This window comes from Aporhodopirellula rubra (assembly GCF_014192335.1).
In the GTDB taxonomy this organism is placed as follows: Bacteria; Planctomycetota; Planctomycetia; order Pirellulales; family Pirellulaceae; genus Rhodopirellula; species Rhodopirellula rubra.
Genome location: NZ_JACHXU010000017.1, coordinates 12,786 through 35,182, shown reverse-complemented (window position 1 = coordinate 35,182; position 22,397 = coordinate 12,786). Strand labels below are relative to the sequence as shown.

General features: G+C 57.1%; 15 protein-coding genes. 8 read left to right on the top strand and 7 right to left on the bottom strand.

Annotated elements, in window-relative coordinates:
* Window positions 1-84: 84 nt before the first annotated feature.
* From FHS27_RS20915 to FHS27_RS20900, 4 genes are all read right to left on the bottom strand, one after another.
* Entirely contained in the window at window positions 85-483 is a 399-nt protein-coding gene (locus FHS27_RS20915; protein ID WP_390854137.1) for a Dabb family protein, read from the bottom strand.
* A 256-nt stretch (window positions 484-739) separates the two neighbouring features.
* Complete coding sequence (gene rho / locus FHS27_RS20910) at window positions 740-2,092, bottom strand: transcription termination factor Rho (protein WP_184306790.1); 1,353 nt, start codon at window positions 2,090-2,092, stop codon at window positions 740-742.
* Between the two features lie 629 nt (window positions 2,093-2,721).
* The gene (locus FHS27_RS20905; RefSeq protein WP_184306789.1) at window positions 2,722-4,749 is read right to left on the bottom strand and encodes a sodium/solute symporter; all 2,028 of its coding nucleotides are present in this window, start codon (window positions 4,747-4,749) and stop codon (window positions 2,722-2,724) included.
* A complete protein-coding gene (locus FHS27_RS20900; protein ID WP_184306788.1) occupies window positions 4,746-5,054 on the bottom strand; it encodes a DUF485 domain-containing protein in 309 nt (102 codons plus the stop codon). The genes FHS27_RS20905 and FHS27_RS20900 overlap by 4 nt, the downstream gene beginning before the upstream one ends.
* 277 nt (window positions 5,055-5,331) lie before the next feature.
* On the opposite strand from FHS27_RS20900, the gene FHS27_RS20895 reads away from it, so the two are divergent.
* The 8 genes from FHS27_RS20895 (at window position 5,332) to FHS27_RS20860 (ending at window position 18,451) form a co-directional block, all read left to right on the top strand.
* Complete coding sequence (locus FHS27_RS20895; RefSeq protein ID WP_315854644.1) at window positions 5,332-6,918, top strand: anthranilate synthase component I family protein; 1,587 nt, start codon at window positions 5,332-5,334, stop codon at window positions 6,916-6,918.
* Between the two features lie 126 nt (window positions 6,919-7,044).
* Window positions 7,045-7,650, top strand: coding sequence for a DUF3467 domain-containing protein (locus FHS27_RS20890; protein ID WP_184306787.1), 606 nt, complete (start codon window positions 7,045-7,047; stop codon window positions 7,648-7,650).
* A gap of 199 nt (window positions 7,651-7,849) precedes the next feature.
* Window positions 7,850-11,386 (top strand): hypothetical protein, encoded by a 3,537-nt coding sequence (locus FHS27_RS20885; protein WP_184306786.1) that lies wholly within the window; start codon window positions 7,850-7,852, stop codon window positions 11,384-11,386.
* 383 nt (window positions 11,387-11,769) lie between these two features.
* Window positions 11,770-13,089, top strand: a complete 1,320-nt coding sequence (gene purD / locus FHS27_RS20880) for a phosphoribosylamine--glycine ligase (RefSeq protein ID WP_184306785.1) — start codon at window positions 11,770-11,772, stop codon at window positions 13,087-13,089.
* 103 nt (window positions 13,090-13,192) lie between these two features.
* Window positions 13,193-14,596 (top strand): UTP--glucose-1-phosphate uridylyltransferase, encoded by a 1,404-nt coding sequence (locus tag FHS27_RS20875; RefSeq protein WP_184306784.1) that lies wholly within the window; start codon window positions 13,193-13,195, stop codon window positions 14,594-14,596.
* Between the two features lie 140 nt (window positions 14,597-14,736).
* Window positions 14,737-16,353 (top strand): efflux RND transporter periplasmic adaptor subunit, encoded by a 1,617-nt coding sequence (locus FHS27_RS20870; protein ID WP_184306783.1) that lies wholly within the window; start codon window positions 14,737-14,739, stop codon window positions 16,351-16,353.
* The gene (locus tag FHS27_RS20865; protein ID WP_184306782.1) at window positions 16,350-17,123 is read left to right on the top strand and encodes an ABC transporter ATP-binding protein; all 774 of its coding nucleotides are present in this window, start codon (window positions 16,350-16,352) and stop codon (window positions 17,121-17,123) included. Before FHS27_RS20870 ends, FHS27_RS20865 begins: the two co-directional genes overlap by 4 nt.
* Entirely contained in the window at window positions 17,117-18,451 is a 1,335-nt protein-coding gene (locus FHS27_RS20860) for an ABC transporter permease (protein WP_184306781.1), read from the top strand. The genes FHS27_RS20865 and FHS27_RS20860 overlap by 7 nt, the downstream gene beginning before the upstream one ends.
* A gap of 165 nt (window positions 18,452-18,616) precedes the next feature.
* Here FHS27_RS20860 and FHS27_RS20855 read toward each other — a convergent pair whose 3' ends face one another.
* From FHS27_RS20855 to FHS27_RS20845, 3 genes are all read right to left on the bottom strand, one after another.
* The gene (locus FHS27_RS20855) at window positions 18,617-19,732 is read right to left on the bottom strand and encodes an EAL domain-containing protein (RefSeq protein ID WP_184306780.1); all 1,116 of its coding nucleotides are present in this window, start codon (window positions 19,730-19,732) and stop codon (window positions 18,617-18,619) included.
* Between the two features lie 479 nt (window positions 19,733-20,211).
* Window positions 20,212-20,697: a hypothetical protein gene (locus FHS27_RS20850; protein WP_246420426.1), complete on the bottom strand. Its 486-nt coding sequence runs from the start codon at window positions 20,695-20,697 to the stop codon at window positions 20,212-20,214.
* Between the two features lie 227 nt (window positions 20,698-20,924).
* Window positions 20,925-22,358 (bottom strand): hypothetical protein, encoded by a 1,434-nt coding sequence (locus FHS27_RS20845; RefSeq protein ID WP_184306779.1) that lies wholly within the window; start codon window positions 22,356-22,358, stop codon window positions 20,925-20,927.
* Window positions 22,359-22,397: the final 39 nt, after the last annotated feature.

Sequence of the window (22,397 nt, the reverse complement as noted above, 5' to 3'; positions counted from 1 at the left end):
GCAGCCCGCAGCAAAGATCGACAAGTGCATTCGATCCGAATCCACAGACTTCCTTTCACGGATTTCTGTCACCGTCCTCAGAACTTACTGTGCCCAGTAATCAACAACGACTGCTTTGGCCATGTGAGGTTTCAGAACTTCCACAAACGCCTTATGCGCAGGGTGCGGAAGGTATTCTTCGCGGCCCGCTTCGTCCGCAAACGTGACGAGGAAGCAATGCGTCAAGCCATCGTTAAGCCCCTCGGGACTGTTGTTGACGCCATACTCGAAGTCCACGATCGAATCGATCTTGCCTGGCAACTTCGCGAACTCGTCGACCACGTTCTGAATGTCTGCTTCGCTGCTTGATTCGTTAAAACCAAACATCACCACGTGACGCAACTTTTTCGATTCAGATTTTGCTTCTGAACCAACCGCGGCAACTTGCATGGACGTGATCGCGAGGAGGCAAAGAACGACGAAAAGGGACAAGGTAGTTTTCACGACAGTGGTTCTCACGTAACGAAGGAGGGAGAGTCTTAAATCTCCCCACATGTTACCCCGTCGACTACCTGAGCACATCGGAAACACCGAAAGAATCCATGAAGGCTGGAGCATCGTTCACCGATTGTCGCAGCCTACCACCCCCATCGGCACGAATGCATTATCGAAAGCGATGCAGCCGATGGCGTCCCGACTTCGCGAGGTTGAACCCTGGCGAATCCAGCTACCACGTAGGCCGGGTAACACTTCCAACGCTCTAGGCGAGCTTCGCACCCGAGATGAGTTTGAGGAAACCCTCGTTATCGTCAAAGCGACCGAGCTGTTTCGTCAACTGTTCCATCGCATCGACCGGGTGCATTTCACTCAGCGTGCGACGCAACATTGAAACGGTTTCATACGTTTCTTCATCGAGCAACAGTTCTTCACGACGCGTTCCCGATTGCGATATATCGATCGCGGGATAGACGCGGCGATCGGCGAGTCGGCGATCGAGTACGACTTCCATGTTCCCGGTTCCCTTGAACTCTTGGAAGATCGCTTCATCCATTCGGCTGTTGGTATCAACCAAACAGGTACCGACGATCGTAAGCGAACCGCCTTCTTGAAACGCTCGCGCGGTGGCGAACAATTTCTTAGGAACGTCCATCGCGCGGATATCCAGACCGCCAGTGCCCGTTGCACCACCGCGACCGGACTTACCGACCCATTTGTTAAACGCACGAGCCAGACGAGTGATCGAGTCGAGCATCAAGAACACGTCTTGCCCCGATTCCGCCAATCGCTTCGCACGGTCAATTGCCAGCTGGCTCAAACGGACATGGCTTTCAACGTCCATATCCAGACTGCTCGCGATGACTTCACCGTTAGTGATGCTGCGACGCATGTCGGTGACCTCTTCGGGCCGCTCGTCAATGAGCAAGACCATCAATTTGAGATCAGGGTGGTTTTGCGAAATGCCTTCCGCAATGTGTTGCAACATGATTGTTTTACCACTGCGTGGTGGTGCCACAATCAACGCACGTTGCCCGCGTCCGAGTGGAGCAAGCAGATCGATGACGCGATTGGTCAACGGCATCTTCCCCTTCTCGAGTTTCAAGAACTCTTCGGGGTTGATCGCGGTCAAATCGTCAAACAACGGCATTTCCGGATACTTCTCCGGTGGCTGACCGTCGATGTCGAGAATCTCTCGAACACGTGGTCCTTGCTGCCGTTTGGCCTGCTGCACCATGGTGTGCAACATCACGCCTTGGCGGAGCCCAAACTTCTCAACCATTGTGCCGGGCACAAAGGGGTCAGTCCGTTCGCGGGTGTAGTTATTGGATGCGCTACGCAGGAAACCGTAACCATTGGGATGCATCTCTAAGATGCCGGCCCACTCTTCGAGTGGCGCGTCGCTAACGAAGTCCGCCGGTTCGCCATTGGAACCTCCGCCTTGTCCGCCTCCTCCGCCACCACCACCGCCGCCGCCTCCGCGGCGACGTCGACGAGTGCGGGGCTTACTGCCACCGCCACTGCCGTTGTTGTTGCTGGAGCCTGCCCCATTATTCCCGGAGCCATTCTGAGAGCCGAAACCACCTCGGCCGCGTGATGAACGCTTCTTTTTTGCCATCTTTTAATCCAGGTAAACCTGTCTCGGTGTCTTCACGAAAAGACATTTGTGGTGAATCCGAAAGAGCGACCACTCGAGAGTGCCATGGTTTCCGATTGAAAACCAACGCATTCGAGGCGCACCGAAAGCACCGAGCCGATAAAGGCAACCAACAAGAGGAACCGCGTTTGAAAAACGAATGTGAGGTCGAGTGCACTGAAGGTGGCGGTAACACCATCAGGGCGACCAATGTGTTCGTGCGATCTAATGCTCACACAAACGGCAAATCCTTGCCAAAAAGATTCCCATCCAACGAGTCAGGGACACACACCTGTTACATTGTCAAATCGAACGTTGCACACGCGATGTGAAGCAACCGGAGATCAGCTCCAGCTCGATTATCGTGCCAATGATTCGAAAATTTCGCGATCGACGCCCAATCGGATCCACTGTCAATGGAAAGATTGGGTGAGGCCTCACGCTGAAAACAATCTCTAGTCTTCGAGTTTTCGGGGGCCATGGAAAGATCGGTGCGGTCGGTGGGTTTAGAAAAACCCCGAAACCGAACCAATGCCATTTACACGAAATATAGGCGACTCCAGGGGGATGTCAAGCCGGATTCGGCCTCAATCCCTTCCGGTGTCAACTTTTTAATTGGACGCGGGCTCGCTTTTTCCAGTCATCAACGAGACCACGACCAAAGTCAGCAGGGCCAGGGGAATCGTCACAATCCCGGGTTGGCTGAACGGAATCGGGCTGGTCGCCGGATCGATCCCGTATACCTTCCCGAAAGTTTCGGCGGACAACAAAATCCACCCCAGCGAACTGAACATGCCGACGACGACACTCGCGATGATGCCCGCCGCCGTCGTGCGCTTCCAAAACAACAGCATTACCAACGCAGGCAGGTTGGCACTCGCGGCGATACTAAACGCCCAACCCACCAGATAACTGACGTTTAGGTTCTGGAACAGAATTCCTAGCAAGATCGAAATCGCACCGACGATCACGGCGGCAATCTTCGCCACCCGAACTTGATTGCCCTCCGAGAAATTGACTCCCATCACGCCACCGAGCAAATCGTGAGCGACGGCGCCACTACTGGCGAGAATCAACCCGCTGACCGTCCCGAGCACCGTGGTGAACGCGATCGCGGAGATGATGGCGAACAACAGATCGCTGATCCCGCGTGCTAACAGCGGTGCCGCCATGTTGCTGTTGGTGACATCAAGCGTGCCGCTGACCATCGCACCGAGTCCGAGATATAGCGTCAACACGTAGAAGAACCCGATGCTGGCGATCCCCACGATCGTGCTCTTCCGAGCCGCCGCCGCGTCCTTCACCGTGTAGTAACGAATCAGAATGTGTGGCAGCGATGCGGTCCCACAAAACAAAGCCAGCATCAACGACAAAAAGTTAACTCGGTCGGTCCAACGCCCACTACGAATCCCCGCAAACGTCGGATGCTCACCCGGACGCAGAACCCGCGAACCGTCCGTCGGCTTTTGGTAGTAAACCATCGACACGGTGCCGTCGGAATGAGCGATCCGGTCACTGCCCCACAACGTCACTTCGCTCCGCCGGAGCACGTCAAAAAACTCAATCGGCCCCAGAGCCCCCGTTTGCTCCGACACGCCTTCACCGTTCCCGGCCGAGGTTCCATCATCGGTGTCCGCTACGGCGAACTCTTCGGGCAAACGGGTTAATTGACCAACCGGTTGCAACGTTCGCTCGTTCTCGCCGGATCCCTTGGGTAATCCGCCGATCAACGTGACGCCGTCGCCCGTCACCGTTTTCGCTTGCGCCTCCATCAAATACAAACCGTCTTCACGCACATCGGCTTTGTAAACATCAAACCCAGTGTCCTCCGCAGAGGCAAAACGGATGTAGTTGCCCACCTCTTTCCATCCATCGCCGTCTTTGCCGGCATCATCACCAGTCGCCTCAAACAGCGACCGGCCGGCCTCCTCCGCGACCGCGGACGCATCGGAAAGATTGCCCTCACCATCGGCGAGCCCGACCGAAAGCGGCCCGATCGTTTCAAACGCGTCGCGATCCGTCCGAAACCCTTGCTGCAGAACCAACACGACCAAAACCGTGCTGAAGACGACCAACAACGATCCTTTGAGAAACTGAACCCACGTGGTCGAAACCATCCCCGCAGTCACCACGATCGTGATCACCACACAACCAACTAAAACGACGCCGACCCAGTGCGGAAAACCGAGCAGAGGCTGAATCAGAACTCCGGCGCCGACCATCTGAGGAATCAGATAAAAGACACTGACGATCAACGTGCTGATCCCGGCAGCGGCTTTGATACCACGCGAATTGAACTTAGCATCGAGCGCGTCGGCGAACGTAAATTTGCCCAACCGTTTCATCGGCTCCGCAATCACGAACAACGCCACGATCCATCCGGCGAGATATCCAATCGAATACAAAAACCCGTCGTACCCATACGCGGCAATCATGCCGCAGATACCTAAAAACGAGGCCGCCGAAAGATAATCGCCGGCGAACGCCACGCCGTTGATGAACCAGGGAATCTGACCATGAGCGGCGAAATAACCCGCGGACGATTTCGCTTTGCTGCCGAGATAAAAACTCAGCCCGACCGTAAAACCGACGAACAGAAAGAACACGACCACGGCGGTCATCGAAGGATCATAAATCATGCCACGTCTCCCTCTGCATCGTTGGTTCGCTCGCTACTCGCCGACGCGTCGTTAACGTCACCGCGTAAAGCAAACCCATAGATGAACGCCATGACGATCGCGACGATGATCAACCCGAATCCATAAACGATCGCGAGATTCAATCCGGCAACGACGACAATCTCCATCGTGTCGGCTGCAAACGCGTTGAGTAAAACGAAGCCGAGGTAAACAAGCGTGTAGACGGTAAACAGCGACAAGCCCAAGCGAGATGCGGCGGGCAATCCGCCAGAACCGCTGGGCGAATCGGTTGGGTGATCAGACAAAATGGATCATTCTCGTGTTAGATACTGCAGAAGGCGAAAAACTCGGCCAAAGGATAACGGATCGCGACGCCAGTGTGTTCCCTCTTCTATACATCATTTTTCCCGACGCGATTCATACGCATGCCTCACGCCGATTCGCGGCTTTGTCGACAAACCGCATGCGAATGACTTAGGATCTCCGGCTCATCTCTCGTGAACTCGACGGAGCGATGGCGCACAAACTGATACCTTCTTTCAGAGGCAGGCAGGTCACAGACAGGCAGGTCACCGGGTTGGTGTGCTGGCGATTGCTCTCGACGTTGAATACCGGACGACTCAGCACCCGACAACTCATTTCTCTCTCACATCAAAACGGGGCACTATCATCACACCGCGAAATGGAGGATCGATCCACGTCGCCCGAGAACTCGACTTTGGCGGCGATCCGGACCTCGCATGGGTCTTCGACAAACTGCATCAACTGCCGAACTGCATCTGGCTGGACTCGGCGTCGGACAACCAGTTCGACCGCGGACGGTATTCGTTTTTGTCTGCCGACCCCGTCGCTTGGTGCAGCGCCGACATGGACTCGCCCGACCCGTGGCCGGTACTGTACGAGTGGTGCCGGAAACTGCAACACTTAGTTCCCCGGCATGACGAGGCCACGTCCGACCTGCCTCCGTTTTGGGGAGGCATCGCGGGATTGCTCGCGTACGAATCGGCGTGGTGGCTCGAACCGTCCCTGCGTCCGACGAACTCCCCTCGAACCGATCCGATTCCCGGCCTCGCCATCGGACTGTACGACTGGACATTCGCGGTCGACCACCAAACCCAAAAGACTTGGCTGCTGAGCACGGGAATCAGCGAAACGTTCGACCTCGATCGAGACCGGGCAATCGAACGTGCCGACCAGGTCATGAGTTGGCTCGGCGGCGATGGCTCATATCCTTCGGCAAGCAACCACGCAGACGCCCCCCAACAATACGCCACCTCTCAACCGCCAACTAAAACACGGCGTGATCCGCGATACGAAGGCGTCACGAGCAACTTCACCGACGATTCCTACGCCGCCGCGGTACAAGACATTGTCGACCGGATTTGCAGCGGCGATTCGTTCCAAGTGAACTTGGCACAAACACTCACGCACGAGGCGACGTGCAAACCCGAGGAACTCTATACACGACTGCGAGCGATTAACCCCGCTCCTTACGCCGCGTATTTCGATGCCGGTGACTATCACGTCCTCAGCTCATCGCCGGAAGGCTTCTTGCAAGTCCGCAGCGATGAGGCCGGCGATCGCTCGGTGGTTACTCGTCCGATCAAAGGCACCGTCGCAAAAACAGAGGACGACCAAGAAAACGAACGCCTCGGCGCCGTATTGTTGGCCAGCGAAAAGGATCGCGCCGAAAACATCATGATCGTCGACCTGATGCGGAACGACCTCTCCCGCGTTTGCACCGACGAGAGCGTGCAGGTAACAAAACTCTGCGAACTCGAACGCTATCAAAGTGTTCAGCACTTGGTATCGACCGTTCGCGGGACGCTCGACTCCGACGCCACCGTCGCAGATCTCTTGGCGGCCTGCTTTCCCGGCGGCAGCATCACGGGGGCGCCTAAAGTGGAAGCGATGCGAACGATCGCGCACCTCGAACGCCGACCGCGAGGGCCGTACTGCGGCTCGCTCGGATACATCAGCCTCAGCGGGGCGGGTGATTTCAATATATTGATTCGCACCGTGACGCAGCGAACCGTCTCGACCGGGGAATCGATTTGGGAATTTCCCGTGGGCGGCGGCATCACAGCCCGCAGCAATCCGGAACGCGAAACGGAAGAAACCTGGGTCAAGGCGGCAAGCCTCCTCGAAGCGATCACCTCGGCAGGCTAAGTTCAACGCATCCCCGACCTCAATCCATCGCAACCCGTTCCTCGCGCGGCGGTGCGGTGCGCCCGACTCCGCACCTGTGCGTCCGGCTCTGCACCAAATTGCCCCCGCACCAGATTGGCTCCGTTCATGACTGCTGAAAACCAACACCCCGATCAACCTGCCCCGGACGCCAACCCAGCTCTCCGAGCACGCGTCCCCGATCATGTTGCCGGAGGCTGCTTCAGCACCGGAGCGATCGTGATGACGGGCCCGAGCGAATTCATCATCGACTTTCTGCAAACCATCGGGCGCCCCCACCGTGTGGCAACCCGGGTGGTGATTCCTCATCCGGTGATGCCACAGTTTGTCGATGCATTGCAGAAGAACCTCGATATTTATCGCAGCCGATTCGGTGATCCGCCGGCGCCACCGGCGAACCCAAACCCGGATCAAAAACGCCCCAGCCCGCAGGAGATCTACGACGATCTAAAACTTCCCGATGAAGTTTTGTCGGGCGTGTATGCCAACGGGGTCATGATCGGTCACGGCGCGACGGAGTTTGGCCTGGATTTTTTGACTAGTTTTTTCCCTCAGTCGGCCGTCAGCGCGCGGGTGTTTTTGGCCTCCGGGCAGGTTCCACGATTGCTCGATTCACTCAAGGGCGCCGTCCGTCAACTTCACGAACGGCAAAATCCGCCCCCGCCATCACAAGAGCCGGGTGGACCAACCGACACACCCGATACCGAGGTTTAAATTTGCGCATAGGTTACCAACGGGACCGATCGCCCAATGGTTACAACGCGCCAAGCGGCGATTGAACTCATCGTCTGTTGCAACTGTCGCACCCCCGCCCGCTTTGTCTTTCGTCGCAATTTGCTAAGCTGAGCGGCACGAAAAAATCGCCTCGGGCGAACTTTCGCTTACTACCGTGTCCGTGTTTGGGAGACCCCCCGTGTCATTGCTTCGTGACTCCGCTGATCTGCAACGAGCCGTGGGTTGGGACGCCCGATTGGCTTCATCGCCTGCCGAGCGTCAACGCCGTCAAAGTTACCTGACCTTCCAACTCGCCATGGCCGGATTAACGCCGCCACATGAGTCCGGACAAGCCCAGCCGGAATCGGCTCTTCCTCGCGAACTGCTCGAAAGCTTTCGCGAGCGAAACGCGATCCTCAGCCAACACCAACCCCCCATCGATGGACGCATCGAAGCGTTCTTGTCGCGGTACTTCGCCGACTGTGCGGACGCCAAAGCGTTGAAGCTGCCTTCGCGATCGCTAACACTCGACCGTCACGGTCTGGCCCGAGAACTCAGCCTGCCGTTGGGCAAGAACAGTTTTGAAAACGATCAAGTCAAATCGTATCGTTGCTTCAACGGTGTTCTGAACAACCCGAAATCGGACCGTCGTACGACCGCCGGCACATTCCACGTCGTCGAAGGCGGATTGCCGATCCCCGGCGACAAACGCGCCGTGCCGAAAGAAGTCTTCATCAAACTGTTCGCCGCCGCGATGAATCCTCCGGCCCGCGACATGGAACTGCCGTACACAGCCGGTTCACCGGATCCGGCGCGGACATGGGTGTCGCTGATGCTCCGTCCACTTGTCGCTCCCGCCGTTGCCGGTGTGACCGAATACAAGTCGATGGAAACTCGGTTCTTCACTCCAGGCATCTATTGCAGCAACCTGGACTTCGTCGAATCGATCTTCGGGAACGCAGGCGACCCACTCGTTGCCGGCGGTGACGCGGGACTCGATGCGATTCACTGGAGTGGCCACACCGGATGCGTGATTCTGGCAACCCACCTCGTCACGCTCACGAAGAAAGCAGTCGGACTGCCGCACTACGACGACGCGACCGAACGTCAACGTCGCGACCGCATGTGCTGGAAATCGGAATCCGAACTGTACAACGACGGCTCCGCGTTCAAGCTGACTTGTCGTGACGAGTCCGGCGTGATCGTGACCCTGATCGCAGATAACTATTACGGCTACTGCAAGAAGGAAGTCAAAACGCAACTCAGCTACGCGGCGAACCTGATGGGCGGTGCGGAAGAAGAGCACGCCGGTGGCGCACTGGCGTTTGCGTCGTATTCCCTCGGCGATCACTTCCAAGTCAAGAGTCGTCTTTACAACGGACAGACGTTTGCCGAAGTCGCCGAGAAATACAGCGACTTCATCGATATCCGGCCGGAAGGTTACGGGATCGACAAAGTCTATCCGCAAGTGATCTACATTCCTGAGAGCGCGTTCGCATCGCTGCACCATCGGCACATCCGTTGGAAAGATGCCGCGGGCGTTACGCAGTCGATTCCGTTGTCTCCGGATGAAGTCTACATCGCGCCGAGCGGTTACAAACTGCAACTCGCCAAGCACGCCAACGCACCAAGCTGGCGTTTGATCGGCACCGCCGGCGAAGGCGTTTTCTGCCACAAACCGTGCACCGTTTCCGGTGGCGGTAAGAGCGAAATCAGCAAGAGCCTTCGTGACTACATGCTCTATGGCCCGATCTTCGTCAAAGACCACGACAAGGATTTTGCCCTCGTCGACGAGATCTTTGCCAAAGACTACAGCACCCGCTGGGCCCCCGGCGCCGAAGGTGCCAAGGTCTACGCCGAACGGCCGACCCGAAAGGTGCTCGACTCCAAACGGTCGCTGGGCAGCGTCATCAAATTGCTGACCCCGTCGCCTGATTACAACGATGAATACAACGCGTGGCTGGAGAGCATTCCGGAACACGTTTACGCGATCGCGTTGATCGTCAAACGTTTCATCGGCACCAGCCCCGAGACCAATTGGCGAGATCAATTCCGCGTCGATATCGTCAACGGTTCCCCTGGTCACGAACTAAAGATCGGCGACCGCACGCTGGTGGGCACCTACCTCCGCGTCGGCTTGGAAGATTCCCGCTGGCGAACGTTCAAACTCCGGCAAGACTTCATCGCCGCGGCCAAAGTGCAACGCGAAGATGACATCTCGGCGAGCGTCGTGATTCCAGCGGGCAGCGTCGAGCACCTCGGATCAATGATCGCTCCGGCGGGCAGTTACAAGTTCGTCGAGAACTGCGAATACCGATTGTTCCAACGTCCCGATGACGCCGTCCACCGCGGCTTGGACAAACAAACGGAACTGGATCTCTCCGGTCCCGGTAACTTCATCAGTAACTTCGAACCGCTGACGAGCGCGCAGGCTCGCGACATCATTCGCGATGCAATCGAGTTCGATAAATTCACCGGACCGATGGAAGAACTGCTCGAAGAGGCCGCTGCGTCGAAAGACGGTTACGTCGTCAGTACCGCTGACCCACGGATCGTCAACGGTTCGCCAACGAAGAACCCACGGTACCTCCAAGACCGTCCGGACATGGTTCGGCACCTGGACACGTATGTCGCCATGCGTGGGCTGCAACTCCATCGCAAACTCCCGCCGGGTGCTCCCGTGCTGACTCCCGTCGGCGCCGTGCTCTCGGGACGCCGCAACAACCCGCCGGACCGCGACGCAGGCATCCGTTCGCTCGCCGTCTACTCGCCGCTGCACTACCAAGAGCTGCCCGAGTTGATCATGGACTACGTCTGTTCGCTAACGGGCAAGAGCCCGAGCACGACGGGTGCGGGCAGCGAAGGGGCGTTGACCAAGGGACCGTTCAACGCGTTGCATCCCGCGATCGATCTGAACTCTTCGATCGTTTCGATGATCCTGACACAGTTGGGCGGCTTCAGCACGCCTGCCGGTCACATCGGGCCGCACTTCGAAGTCGGCCACGACATCTCGCTTTTGATTCCGGAAGTTTGGTGCCGCATGGGTGCCGAGGAACGCATTCCGGAGAACTTGATCGCCGAAGGCATGCTCGAGAAAATCCAGGACTTCACGTACAAGGGAACACCAATTCCAGGCAGCCGTCTGGGCTACCGGATTACGGAGAAATTCGTGCGGACCTACTTGGCTCGCGTATTCGATAACCCCGCGAAGGTCTTCACGGAATCAATCCTTCGACCTGAAACGCAAGACGAAGATGCGTTCGCAGACGGCATTTTGCAAATCGCCGAAGCACAAGCTCGCGTTTCGAAGAACTACTTTGACGACTTCGGTTACGAACTCGCGTGCCCACCGCTGCGTGCCGTCCTCGACATCATGGTCAAGGGCGAACACAACGGTCACACGATCGATTCTCCTGAAGTCCGCAAACTGTTCGACCGGGACGCGTTGATCTCGAGCGATTGGTACCTGCGTCGTTTGAAGACCAAACAAACCCACGATATCGCTCACTGGAAGGCATTCGAAGAACGCCTGAAGGAATACATCAGTTGCCCTGAAAACGAAGAGGCAGTCGAGCGACTCGGGTTGGCGGCGCGATTGAAGTACGCCTCCGAACAACGTGCAATTGCGGAATCGGACGACTACGTCAAATCGCTCGTCGGAACCATCGGTCTCGACCCGATGTCACCGACGCCGACCGATCCCGTGATGCTCGAGCGCTTGGCATCGGCCACCTAGCGAGAGAACAGCTACCGATTACGAACATCGTGAAGTTTGCTAATCTGGTGCAGCGTTACAGCTAAAGACTTGGGCTCGGACCGTCGCGAATGCCCCCAGGCATTCGGCGGGGAACGAGTCCTGGCGAAACTTTCGACGAGTTTCGCCACTTTGAACTGATGCTGTGATAAAACACCGGATCCATCGGGGACCTAGCGAATGATCTTCGCCTATCGTCCCACCTGACGACTCCATCATGCTCAATTCGGCATCACGTCGAAACACGACGCCGGCGCGAGATCCAAACCAAAACGGATTCGAACTCGCCGGCGTTTTATTTTTTAACTCCCCCCCACCAAAGTCTGGCGACTTCGGGTACCCCTATCCCCACTTGCTCGTCCTCCATGAATTTAATGAACGTCTTGATCGTCGGCAGCGGCGGTCGCGAACACGCTCTGGCGTGGAAGATCAAACAGAGCCCTCGAGTGGACAAAGTCTTTGTCGCTCCCGGAAACGCTGGAACGGCTGTCGATGCGATCAATGTGGATCTCCCGCAAACCGATCACGAAGCACTGATCGACTTTGCCAAAATCAACGAGGTCGGCCTCGTCGTTGTCGGCCCGGAGGCCCCCTTGGTCGCTGGCCTCGTTGACGACATGCAGGCCGCGGGGCTGAAGGTGTTCGGCCCCTCAAGCGCCGCCGCGGAACTCGAAGGCAGCAAAGTGTTCTGCAAGAACCTTTTGCGTTCGGCGGACATCCCGACCGCTGATTATCGGGCCTTTCGAACCGCCGATGACGCGATGCGATACATCAAGGACCGATACAGCGAACCGACCGATCCGGTCAACGTCGTCGTCAAAGCGGACGGATTGGCAGCCGGTAAGGGCGTCGTCGTTTGCGAAACACGCAGTGAGGCCCTCGAAGCGATTGACCGCATCGCCGCTCGCAAGGAGTTTGGCGCCGCCGGCAAAGAACTGATCATCGAAGAACGGTTGACCGGCCCCGAAGTCAGCGTTCTGGCGATCACCGATGGCGAGACGATCCTCACCCTGCCAACCGCTCAAGATCACAAACCGGCAAACGACGGCGACACCGGGCCGAACACCGGCGGAATGGGTGCTTATTGCCCCGCCCCCGTGCTCGACGAACAAACCCTCGCCGAAGTCGAATCGGGAATTCTCGTTCCGATCGTCCATGCGATGAAGCGGGCACGGCGACCTTTCAAGGGCGTCCTGTATGCCGGATTGATGCTAACGCCGGCCGGCCCCAAAGTGCTCGAATTCAATGTCCGGTTCGGTGACCCGGAATGCCAACCGCTGTTGATGCGATTGCAATCGGATCTCGTAGACGTGATGGAAGCCGTCGTCGACGGACGCCTCGGTGAACTCGACGGGCTGACCTTCGACCCGCGTCCTGCGATCTGCGTCGTGATGGCCAGCGAAGGCTACCCCAGCAGTTATGAAAAGGGACACACCATCACCGGCATCGAAGCCGCCGACGCGATGGAAAACGTCAAAGTCTTCCACGCCGGCACGAGCCTCGTCGACGGTAACGTCGTCAACTCCGGTGGCCGCGTCCTCGGTGTGACCGCCATGGGCGACACGATCAGCGCTGCAAAACTGCAAGCCTACAAGGCGGTCGCCAAAATCCGCTGGCAAGGCGCATGGTGCCGCAAAGACATCAGTGACAAGGCACTCGCCGTTGCCCACTTTGACCGGACCTAAACTGTCACCGATTCCTCCACCAGTCGCCCCTTGAAACCGGCGTCAGCGTCTCACCCGGAATCTTGTCTACGTCTCGTTCCCCGATATATCACCTACACGTCTCATGTCGACTACATTCGAAGAACTCACCGCGATTCTGGCCCCGTTCGATCAGACCCACGTGCTTCGATACTGGGATGAGCTCGACGCGAAGGCGCAAGAGTCATTAGCCGACCAAGTCAAAGCAATCGACTTTAACGAACTGGCTCGACTCATCAAGGGCGAAGACGAACAAGTCGACTTTGCCGCAATGGCCAAAGATGCAACCCTGCCGATGGCCGTCTCCGCCGACGGCAGCGGTGTCGAATGGTCCCCCGAAGACGCTCGCGAAAAGGGCGAACAGGCTCTCCGCGATGGCCAGATCGCCGTCGTTCTCGTCGCCGGTGGTCAAGGCACACGGTTGGGCTTCGACTCTCCCAAAGGGATGTTTCCCGCCGGGCCGATCAGCAGTCGAACTCTGTTTCAAATCTTTGCCGATCGGCTGTTGGCGACTGAACGTCGTTACGGCGTCGCAATCCCCTGGTATCTGATGACCAGCGAGGCAACCGATACGGACACCCGCGCCTACTTTGCCGAAAACAACAATCTCGGTTTGGCCGACGATCAGGTCATCATTTTTAAACAAGGGACGATGCCCGCCGTGGACGCGAAGTCCGGCAAACTGCTCCTCGCCGCCAAAGACTCACTCGCCCTCAGCCCTGATGGACACGGCGGCACCCTCCGTGCCCTCGACCGCACGGGTTGTTTGCAGCGAATGAAAGAAAACGGGCACCAACACCTGTTCTACTTCCAAGTCGACAACCCGCTGGTCACGCTTTGCGACCCTGAGTTCATCGGACACCACTTGCTCTCGGGCAGCGAAATGACGTCGCAAGTCATTCGCAAACGCTACCCCACAGAGAAAGTCGGAAACGTCGTCCAAGTCGACGGCCGAACGCACGTGATCGAATACAGCGACTTGCCCGACGAAGCGGCCGAAATGACCGACGCGAGCGGTGGTCTCAAATTGTGGGCCGGCAGCATCGCCGTCCACATTTTTGACGTCGCTTTCCTGGAACGCGAGAAAAACAGCGACACTTCGCTGCCATTTCACCGGGCCAGCAAAAAGGTGCCGTACCTGTCGGATTCCGGAGAAGAGATCAAACCGGAAACGCCCAACGCAACCAAATTCGAAACGTTCATCTTCGATTTGCTCCCGTCCGCTGAACAAACCATCATCTACGAAGTCGATCCCGCCAAGGCGTTTGCACCAATCAAAAACGCCGACGGGGCCGAAACCGACACGCCGCTCCTCGCTCGCCAGGCAATCGTGAATTTGCACCGCGGATGGATCGAAGAGGCCGGCGGCAGTGTCGCGGCGGACGTCAAAGTCGAAATCAACGCAAAGTACGCTCTCGACGCGGCCGAACTGAAAACGAAGTTACCAGAAAATTTTCGCGTTGATTCCGACCGATATTTTGACGCCTAACTAAGCTATTGGGGACGACCTCTTTGAGCTGAAATTCGTAGGATCGACAGACCATTTGCGAATTAAACCGATCGCTTTGACTTCGGGCGGGGTTTCATCCCCGTCGAATAGCGTCCCGCCCACCAGCCCCACCGCTCCTCATGCTTCCCCAAATCCCCACCAATCGCCAGCGTGCCATGCGTCACGGCGGAGCGAAGATCGCTTTGCTCGTCTTTACCGCCCTCATCGCGGGTTCCGGATGGTACGGGTACGACCTGTACAAAGCACGCCAAAAACAGGTGTCACCGGATTCGCTGATCGTCAGCGAGGTGACCGAAGCCCCGTTTGACCATACCATCATCGAACAGGGCGAAATCGAAAGCAGCAGCAACACGGAAGTCGTCTGCGAAATCCGATCGCGTGGGAACACCGGCACACCAATCCTGTGGGTGATCGATGAAGGAGCACGCGTGAAGAAGGGCGACAAACTCGTCGAGCTCGATTCCTCGAATCTGGAAATGGAACTCAAAGAGGACCGAATTGAGGTCATCACCGCCGAGGCCAACCTCGCCACCGCGGACGCACTGCTCGAACAAGCCACGATTTCTCGCCAAGAGTACCTCGAAGGCATCTACCTGACCGAAGAGAAAGCGATCCTCAGCGAGATCGCCGTCGCCGAGCAAGAACTCCGCAAAGCGCAGCTTGCTCTACAAAGTAGCGAGCGACTCGTCGCCAAAGGACTCGTCAACGCGTTGCAACTCGACGCCGACAAATTTGCGCTCGCGAACACGCGAAATCAACTCGAGGCCGCTCAAGGGCGTCTGCGTGTTCTGCAGGAACTCACCAAACGCAAAATGCTCGTGCAGTACGACAGCGATATCGATGCAGCCAAAGCGAATCTTTCTGCGGCCGAAGAAAAACTGCTCGAAGAACGCACCGAACTGCAAGAGATCCAAGACCAAATCAAAATGTGCGTGATGACGGCTCCGACCGATGGCGTCGTCGTTCACGCTAACAAGTACAGCAGTCGTGGCGGTAACGCCGAATTCGTCGTGGAGGCCGGCGCGGTCATCCGCGAACGTCAAGCGATCATTCGGTTGCCCGACCCGACACGCATGCAGGTTCGCTGTAAAGTCAACGAGTCACGCATCACTCTGTTGCGAAAAGGCATGGCTGCGAAAATCCGCATCGACGCGCTGCCGGACATGGTTCTCAAAGGCCACGTCGCGAAGGTTAACCGCTATGCCGAACCGGGCAGTTGGTTCAGCTCGTCGATCAAAGAATACGGTGTTGTGATCGAAATCGTGGACCCGCCAGAGGTCATCCGCACCGGTATGACGGCGGCAGTCGAAATTTTCGTCGAGCAATTGCCTCAGGCCATCCAAGTTCCGATTCAGGCCATCTACGAACACGACAAGAAGATGTTTGCGTTGGTCCAAACCGGCAAACAGAGTTTCGAAACCCGCCAGGTGCAGATCGCCGCCACCAATGACACCATGGCTAGTATTACCTCTGGCCTCGAGGTCGGTGACCAAGCGGTGCTGAATCTTCGTGAACACTTATCGTTAATGGACCTGCCTGAGATCGTTGTCGAAGACAACAGTGACATGGTCGCTCTGGCCCCCAAACCTCCCGTCACCATTACCGCCGATGCCGAACCGGAAACCGACGTGAACCGAGACGCCGTTTCGGAACCCACCTCAACGCGGACTCGCCGTGGCGAAGGAAAACCGGGCCCGGGCGCCGGTAAAAACCAACCGGAAAATCCGGCTGCATGAGTGGACAATCACTCGCAACGCGAATCGACGGATTGACGAAAGAGTACGTCCTCAAGAGCGAAACCGTGCGGGCGCTCCGTGGTGTCTCGTTCGATGTTCCTGAGGGCGATTACGTCGCGATCATGGGCCCTTCGGGCAGCGGCAAAAGCACGCTGTTGAACATGCTCGGCTGCCTCGATCAACCGACCGCCGGGAGTCTGTTCCTAGGTGACGACAACATCAGCCTGATGACCGACGACCAACTCGCCGAAATTCGCAGTCGTCGCATCGGGTTCGTGTTTCAGTCGTACAATTTAATCCAGCAGTTGACCGTCGTCGAAAACATTCAGGTCCCTCTTTACTACCAGGGGCTTCTCGGTGCCAAAGAACGCGCCCGAGCGGTCAAGTTAGCCGATCAGGTCGGGCTCTCCGACCGGCTCGACCACCGTCCCAACCAACTGTCTGGTGGACAACAACAACGCGTCGCCATCGCCCGCAGTCTCGTTAACGATCCCTACTTCATCCTCGCCGACGAACCAACCGGTAACCTCGACAGTGTGACCACCGACGAAATTCTGGCATTGTTCGATCAACTCAACGGCGAAGGCAGAACTATCATTCTCGTCACACACGAAGACGACGTTGCCGAACGCGCCCGCCGAATCGTTCGCCTAAAAGACGGCATGTTGCACAGCGACGAACCCGTCAGTGACGAGCGACGCAAGACCGCACGAGAAATGCAAGCCGCCGCTGCCCTCGCGGTCAAGAACAAACAGGGTCTGACATGCTAGTTTGGCTTCGGACGATACGAATGGGCATCAAGAGCCTCACGCTCCACCCGCTCCGCACCGGCCTAACGATGCTCGGCATCCTCATCGGCGTTTGGTCGGTGATCGTGCTGACCGCGATCAGCCAGGGCGCCAGTGAACAGGTTCAGAAACAAATTGAATCTCTCGGTGCCACGACCATTATCGTTCGCACGATCAAGCCACCAGACGAAAAACTCACCGGCATGGCGGCAACGAAGTACGGGCTGTTGCGTAGTGAACTCGATCAAATCATCGCGACCTTACCCACGCTCGAAACCGCCGTCCCGATCCGAGAAATCAAACGCCAATTCACCCGTGGTGACAAACTCATTTCCGGACGCCTCGTTGGCTGCACACCGGGATACAAAGACGTTAACCGATTGCAACTTCGCAAACGCGGTGGGCGATTCCTGACCGATGCCGATGGGGCACGTAACGAAAACGTTTGCGTGGTCGCCGCTGACGTCGCCCAGGAGTTGTTTCCGTACGAGGACCCACTCGGCAAACGCCTGTACGTTCCTGAGCACACAGATTACTACCGCATCGTCGGTGTTCTCGAACCACGCAACGCCTCGGCCGCCATCGGCGGATCGCTGGATTCGCAGGAATTCAATCGCGACGTTTACATCCCTCTCGAAACGATGCAGAAACGCATCGGCGACACGATCGTCACCCGGCGCAGCGGCCAGTTTCAAATCGAAATCATGGAACTGAACCAAATCACCATGCAGGTGCAACGCGTCTCACAGGTCCGTCCGACCGCCAAGGTGATCGAGAGCATCCTGGGTGCTAAACATGCCGACACTGAAGATATCGCCGTTGTGGTGCCGCTCGAATTGCTCGAGCAAGCCCGCAACCTGCGACTCATGTTCCTCGGAATCGGGGTGTTGATCGCCTGCATCTCACTGCTCGTCGGTGGTATCGGGATCATGAACATCATGTTAGCCAGCGTCACAGAGCGGACGCGCGAAATCGGTATCCGCCGTGCCCTCGGCGCCAAACGACGCGACATTGTCCGGCAATTCCTCGTCGAAACGATCCTGCTGTCGTTCGCCGGTGCTGCACTCGGCATCGTGCTCGGATTCTTGGGGCCCCCGATGTACCGCGGCGCGATCCTGCTCATCTCGACCAGCTTCCCAGATCAATTCGCGGCATTGCCCAGTGCGATTCGCGATTCCCATCCGTCGATCGTTTTAGAAACGATTCCGCTCGCGGTCGTCATTGCCGTGACGGTGGGTTTGATCAGCGGACTCTATCCGGCTATTCGCGCCGCTCGCATGAATCCGATCGACGCACTCCGCCACGAGTAAGGTTTTCGCGTTCAACGTGTTTTCGGATACTGGAGCATTTGCTAATTCAATGCATCCAGCGTCGCCTGAGTTCGGAGGACTCAATGCCGGCGAATCCGGGAACCGTAAACAGGTATGCCATCACCTGAGATGCTCAGGCTTGGCAACAGATCATTGCCACTCCCACTACGCGGGAGCAGGGCGACCGTAGTAGAAACCTTGGGCGAGATCAAAACCGAGTTCTAGACAGGCGTCCGCCTCTTCAACCGTTTCGATGCCTTCGGCAAGAGCCGCGATGTCGAGATCCTGCACCATCTTCACGAGCGATTGCAGCATTCGCATGCGATTGACATCGTTGATATCGATGCCCCGAATCAGTCCAATGTCAAACTTCACGAAATCCGGACGAGCCTCAATCAACTCTGCCAAACGAGCCTGCCCGGCACCAAAGTCATCGTAGGCCAACTGAATGTCGAGGTCGTTCATCGACGCGTGCAATCGACGCATGAACGCCGGGTCCGTTACCGCCGCTTCATGGATTTCCAACACGATCTTTGTGTTCGAGGCCATCGTGCGAACCTTCGATAACGAATCAATCAACGATTGACCGTCTTCCATTTCCTTCGGATGCGTGTTGACAAACAATGTCGGTTGATCGGGAATCTCGCGGCCGACGCGTAAACCTTCCCAACGAAGCAAACGGCTCAGTTCAACCTCGAGGTTCAATTGTTCGGCGGCTTGGAACATTGCACCGACGGATTCCAAACCGAAGACGCTTCCTCGGCCGAGAATCTCAAACCCGATCGAGCGGGCGCCTTGCAACGTCACAATCGGTTGGAAGTGAGGACGAACGAGTCGTTGACTCATCAACCGGTCGAATTGAACCAGAGCGAGCGCCTGGTCACATACGTTTTCTGAGATCGTTCCTGCCGTCATGCCCGTCGGTGATTGCCGACGGATGCGGAACGGAGCTTCGGCAAAGTGAATGAGGTCTTCGTCACTGACGATGGTTGGTTCGGAAATTCGACTCCCGTTAACGTACGTTCCGTTGGTGCTATCAAGATCGCGGATCACCAAACGACCGTCGATCAATCGCAACTCAGCGTGGTTGCCGCTGACGGTGCGAAACTGCAGCTTCATCGATGTGCCCGACTGACGCCCGACCGTGAACGGCTGGCGGTCGACCGGCGTATGTTGCAACGAATCACTCGGCCCTGTCGGTCCAGACAGGAACCACACGTCCTCATGCGGGGAGACGCTGCGGCGAATGGAGTCGAACGAAGCGCTGTCGACAGCAGTCATGACAACATATTCAGCAGTTGAAGGAAGTTCATACAGTAAGGGTTCCGAACCTCTACCGCGTTAGGACCCGATTTGACGGGAGCGGTCGCACCAACCGTTGATACTAGTGGCTCTTCAATCCTGTTGAAAAACTAGGTTACAAAAATGAGCTACTACCGATTCGCGGGCACGAATCTAGATAAGATTTGCCTCTTGTTATCAATCTGATCGCAAATTCCCGGTCACCCGAACTCTCTGTAACGATCCTGCGGATTGTGCCATCCAGCGACATCCGCCAATGAACGACCCAGATACCGGTTCTCGGTGGAAACGGCATCCGAACGATGTCAGCTAACGCGAGCACCAGCCCCGCAACGAACGTCACGTTGAATTGCCCGTTGGTACTGAGCGCGCACGAAAAAACCCGACGTGCTGACGAGAAAGAGGGTTAGTCTCTCGCCGAACCCGTCGGGTGCAGTGTATTCGTAATGTCGCGGCGACTACTTAGGCCGTTCCTGACCGAGCCAGTCGTTGACCGTCGCGACGCGTTCTTCGGGCTCCGGTGCAGCAGGTGACAATAGCGAGCTGAAGAATCCTGGTTTCTTCTCCGTGGCGGGCTCGGTAGCTGAACTGGCAAAGAGATTCATGGGGTTCAAACGAGCCGGGTTGAAGGTCTCTTTCGTCTTTTGCCACGAACGTGATGCCGTTGTTTTCACGTCCGTCACCAACCCGTTTTTGCGTTCAACGATGCGATCTTGATCGTCGTGACCGACCAGGAAATTCGGCAAACGGAAAGAAGGAACTTTCCAGTTCATCGGATTCAGCTTTTGAAACGCAGACGGTTCCGAACCCTGAGCCGCGACGGAGCCCACGTTGGTGAGCGAAAAACCGACTGTCACGAAGAGAACGACGCAGATGCGAGAGAGCATCGTTGCGTGGCGTCCACGTGACGGAGTTGGGTTGGCGAATGGGCGATGGGTATTCAATGAATGCTCCCTGTGCGGGTTCAAAATTGAGGCTGATTTACGAAACGGCATGATCGCACTCCACGCTCATACGTAATTTCTTGGCGGACGTTGGTTTGATGTCTCCGCATATCGCTACTGGAGCGAAGTGACCGCAAGAGCAGTTTTCGGAAAATTTCGCCAACCCACGTCTTTTCAGCCCGCATCCCCCCGTAGCGTCGCATCCCTGTGTCGTTTACCCGACTTCGTTACCAACCGCGTTGTCCCGGACGCCGGCCCGTGCGGCGACCGGCACGTCGTGCGTGTTCGCTCATCGCTCCCGCGGCCGCGTGAGCCATGGCGTTGATCATCACCTGCGTCATCGGGTGGGTGGCCACCGACGTGATTTTATCCATCGTCGTTGGCCCCCAACTTTGATTGCGTCGAATGGCCCCCCATAACTCGTCCACATCGCGAACGCTGCGCACCCGGTCGAGCGATGCCCCAATGTCCAACGCATCCGAAAATTGACAACGACTGCGGTCAAACCCCGACGCCCGAAACCGCTGCGTCAGACGCCCGACCGCTTGGTGCACTTCCTGCCCCTGTCGCAATTCGTCATGGTGCCGAGAAGTGGTCAAATCGTTCCGATCGAGCTGCGATTCGATACCGCGCAGCGACGCCACAATCTGATCGTCCGTCAATTCCGGAGTGCGGCGTGCAGCCTGACGCAGTTCACTCGACTGGGTGTCGGCCAACATCCGCCGAAACAAATCGATCGCTTCCCGATAGTATTGACAACGGGGGTCTTCGAGTTCATTGAGTTCCACCATCGTTGATTCGCACTCCGTCGCCGCCGCGTCCAACGCCGCCAATGCGGACTCACGTTCCTTCGTCAGCGATTCGACGGCTTGGATCTGAGCCATCAAACCGAACTGTTTCGCCGCCCGGTCTCGGCTGTCCTGCAATTCGGTCAACACGGTCCCCAACGCCAAACGATCTTCCGCGATAATCTTTCTCATCGCAGCGGGGGTGTTGGTTAAGTAATCAAAGTTTCGCTTCGCTTCGTTGTAGCCAACGTACTTCGCGACCATACGATCCATCCGACGGGTGAACCCGCGATGAGCGTACTCCGGCGTGCCAAAGTCGCGATCTTTCAAATACGAAAACAGTTTGCATTCGTTGTAGGCTGGCAATTTGCGAGCGGCGTCCTGGCTGATTTCGTCGAGATTGGATTCCGCTCGCTGCAACGCGAGTTCCGCTTGTCCGGCACGGTTGGACAGATCAACGAATTCAGGTTGCTCGGCTAAATACTCTTCGACCTGCGTCGCGATTTCGGATTGCTTTTGCTCCGCCTCGTCGAGCCGTTGGTTAACGCGTTGGAGATCTTCTTCCAAACGATTGCGGAGGTGGTCCTCGTCGCTCAGTTCTTCGCGTAATTCGCGGACACGATTTTCCTTTCGCAAAAGGATTTCACGCATCGTCGGACGCACCGACACCCATGTTTGCTGAACGGATTCAGGCGACAGGTCAGGCAGGTAGTGCTCGGCGAGTTTCGACAGCGTTTGATCGCGGTCATCCTCGAGCTTGTCACGCTCCTGTTCGATTTGCCCCATCTGACCACGCAACCGCTCGATGCGAGCGGCGGTTTCGTCGTACGCGGAAATGAGTTGGCGATAAACAAGTGGTCCAGGGATCGGCATGAAAGATCGGCGGCGAAAGGAGTCGTTTGGAAACAGGCG

Coding starts and splice junctions, on each gene's coding strand:
- rho (WP_184306790.1), bottom strand. CDS start 2,092: ATGGCAAAAAAGAAGCGTTCATCACGCGGCCGAGGTGGTTTCGGCTCT.
- FHS27_RS20905 (WP_184306789.1), bottom strand. CDS start 4,749: ATGATTTATGATCCTTCGATGACCGCCGTGGTCGTGTTCTTTCTGTTC.
- FHS27_RS20890 (WP_184306787.1), top strand. CDS start 7,045: ATGACTGCTGAAAACCAACACCCCGATCAACCTGCCCCGGACGCCAAC.
- purD (WP_184306785.1), top strand. CDS start 11,770: ATGAATTTAATGAACGTCTTGATCGTCGGCAGCGGCGGTCGCGAACAC.
- FHS27_RS20875 (WP_184306784.1), top strand. CDS start 13,193: ATGTCGACTACATTCGAAGAACTCACCGCGATTCTGGCCCCGTTCGAT.
- FHS27_RS20870 (WP_184306783.1), top strand. CDS start 14,737: ATGCTTCCCCAAATCCCCACCAATCGCCAGCGTGCCATGCGTCACGGC.
- FHS27_RS20865 (WP_184306782.1), top strand. CDS start 16,350: ATGAGTGGACAATCACTCGCAACGCGAATCGACGGATTGACGAAAGAG.
- FHS27_RS20860 (WP_184306781.1), top strand. CDS start 17,117: ATGCTAGTTTGGCTTCGGACGATACGAATGGGCATCAAGAGCCTCACG.
- FHS27_RS20855 (WP_184306780.1), bottom strand. CDS start 19,732: ATGACTGCTGTCGACAGCGCTTCGTTCGACTCCATTCGCCGCAGCGTC.
- FHS27_RS20845 (WP_184306779.1), bottom strand. CDS start 22,358: ATGCCGATCCCTGGACCACTTGTTTATCGCCAACTCATTTCCGCGTAC.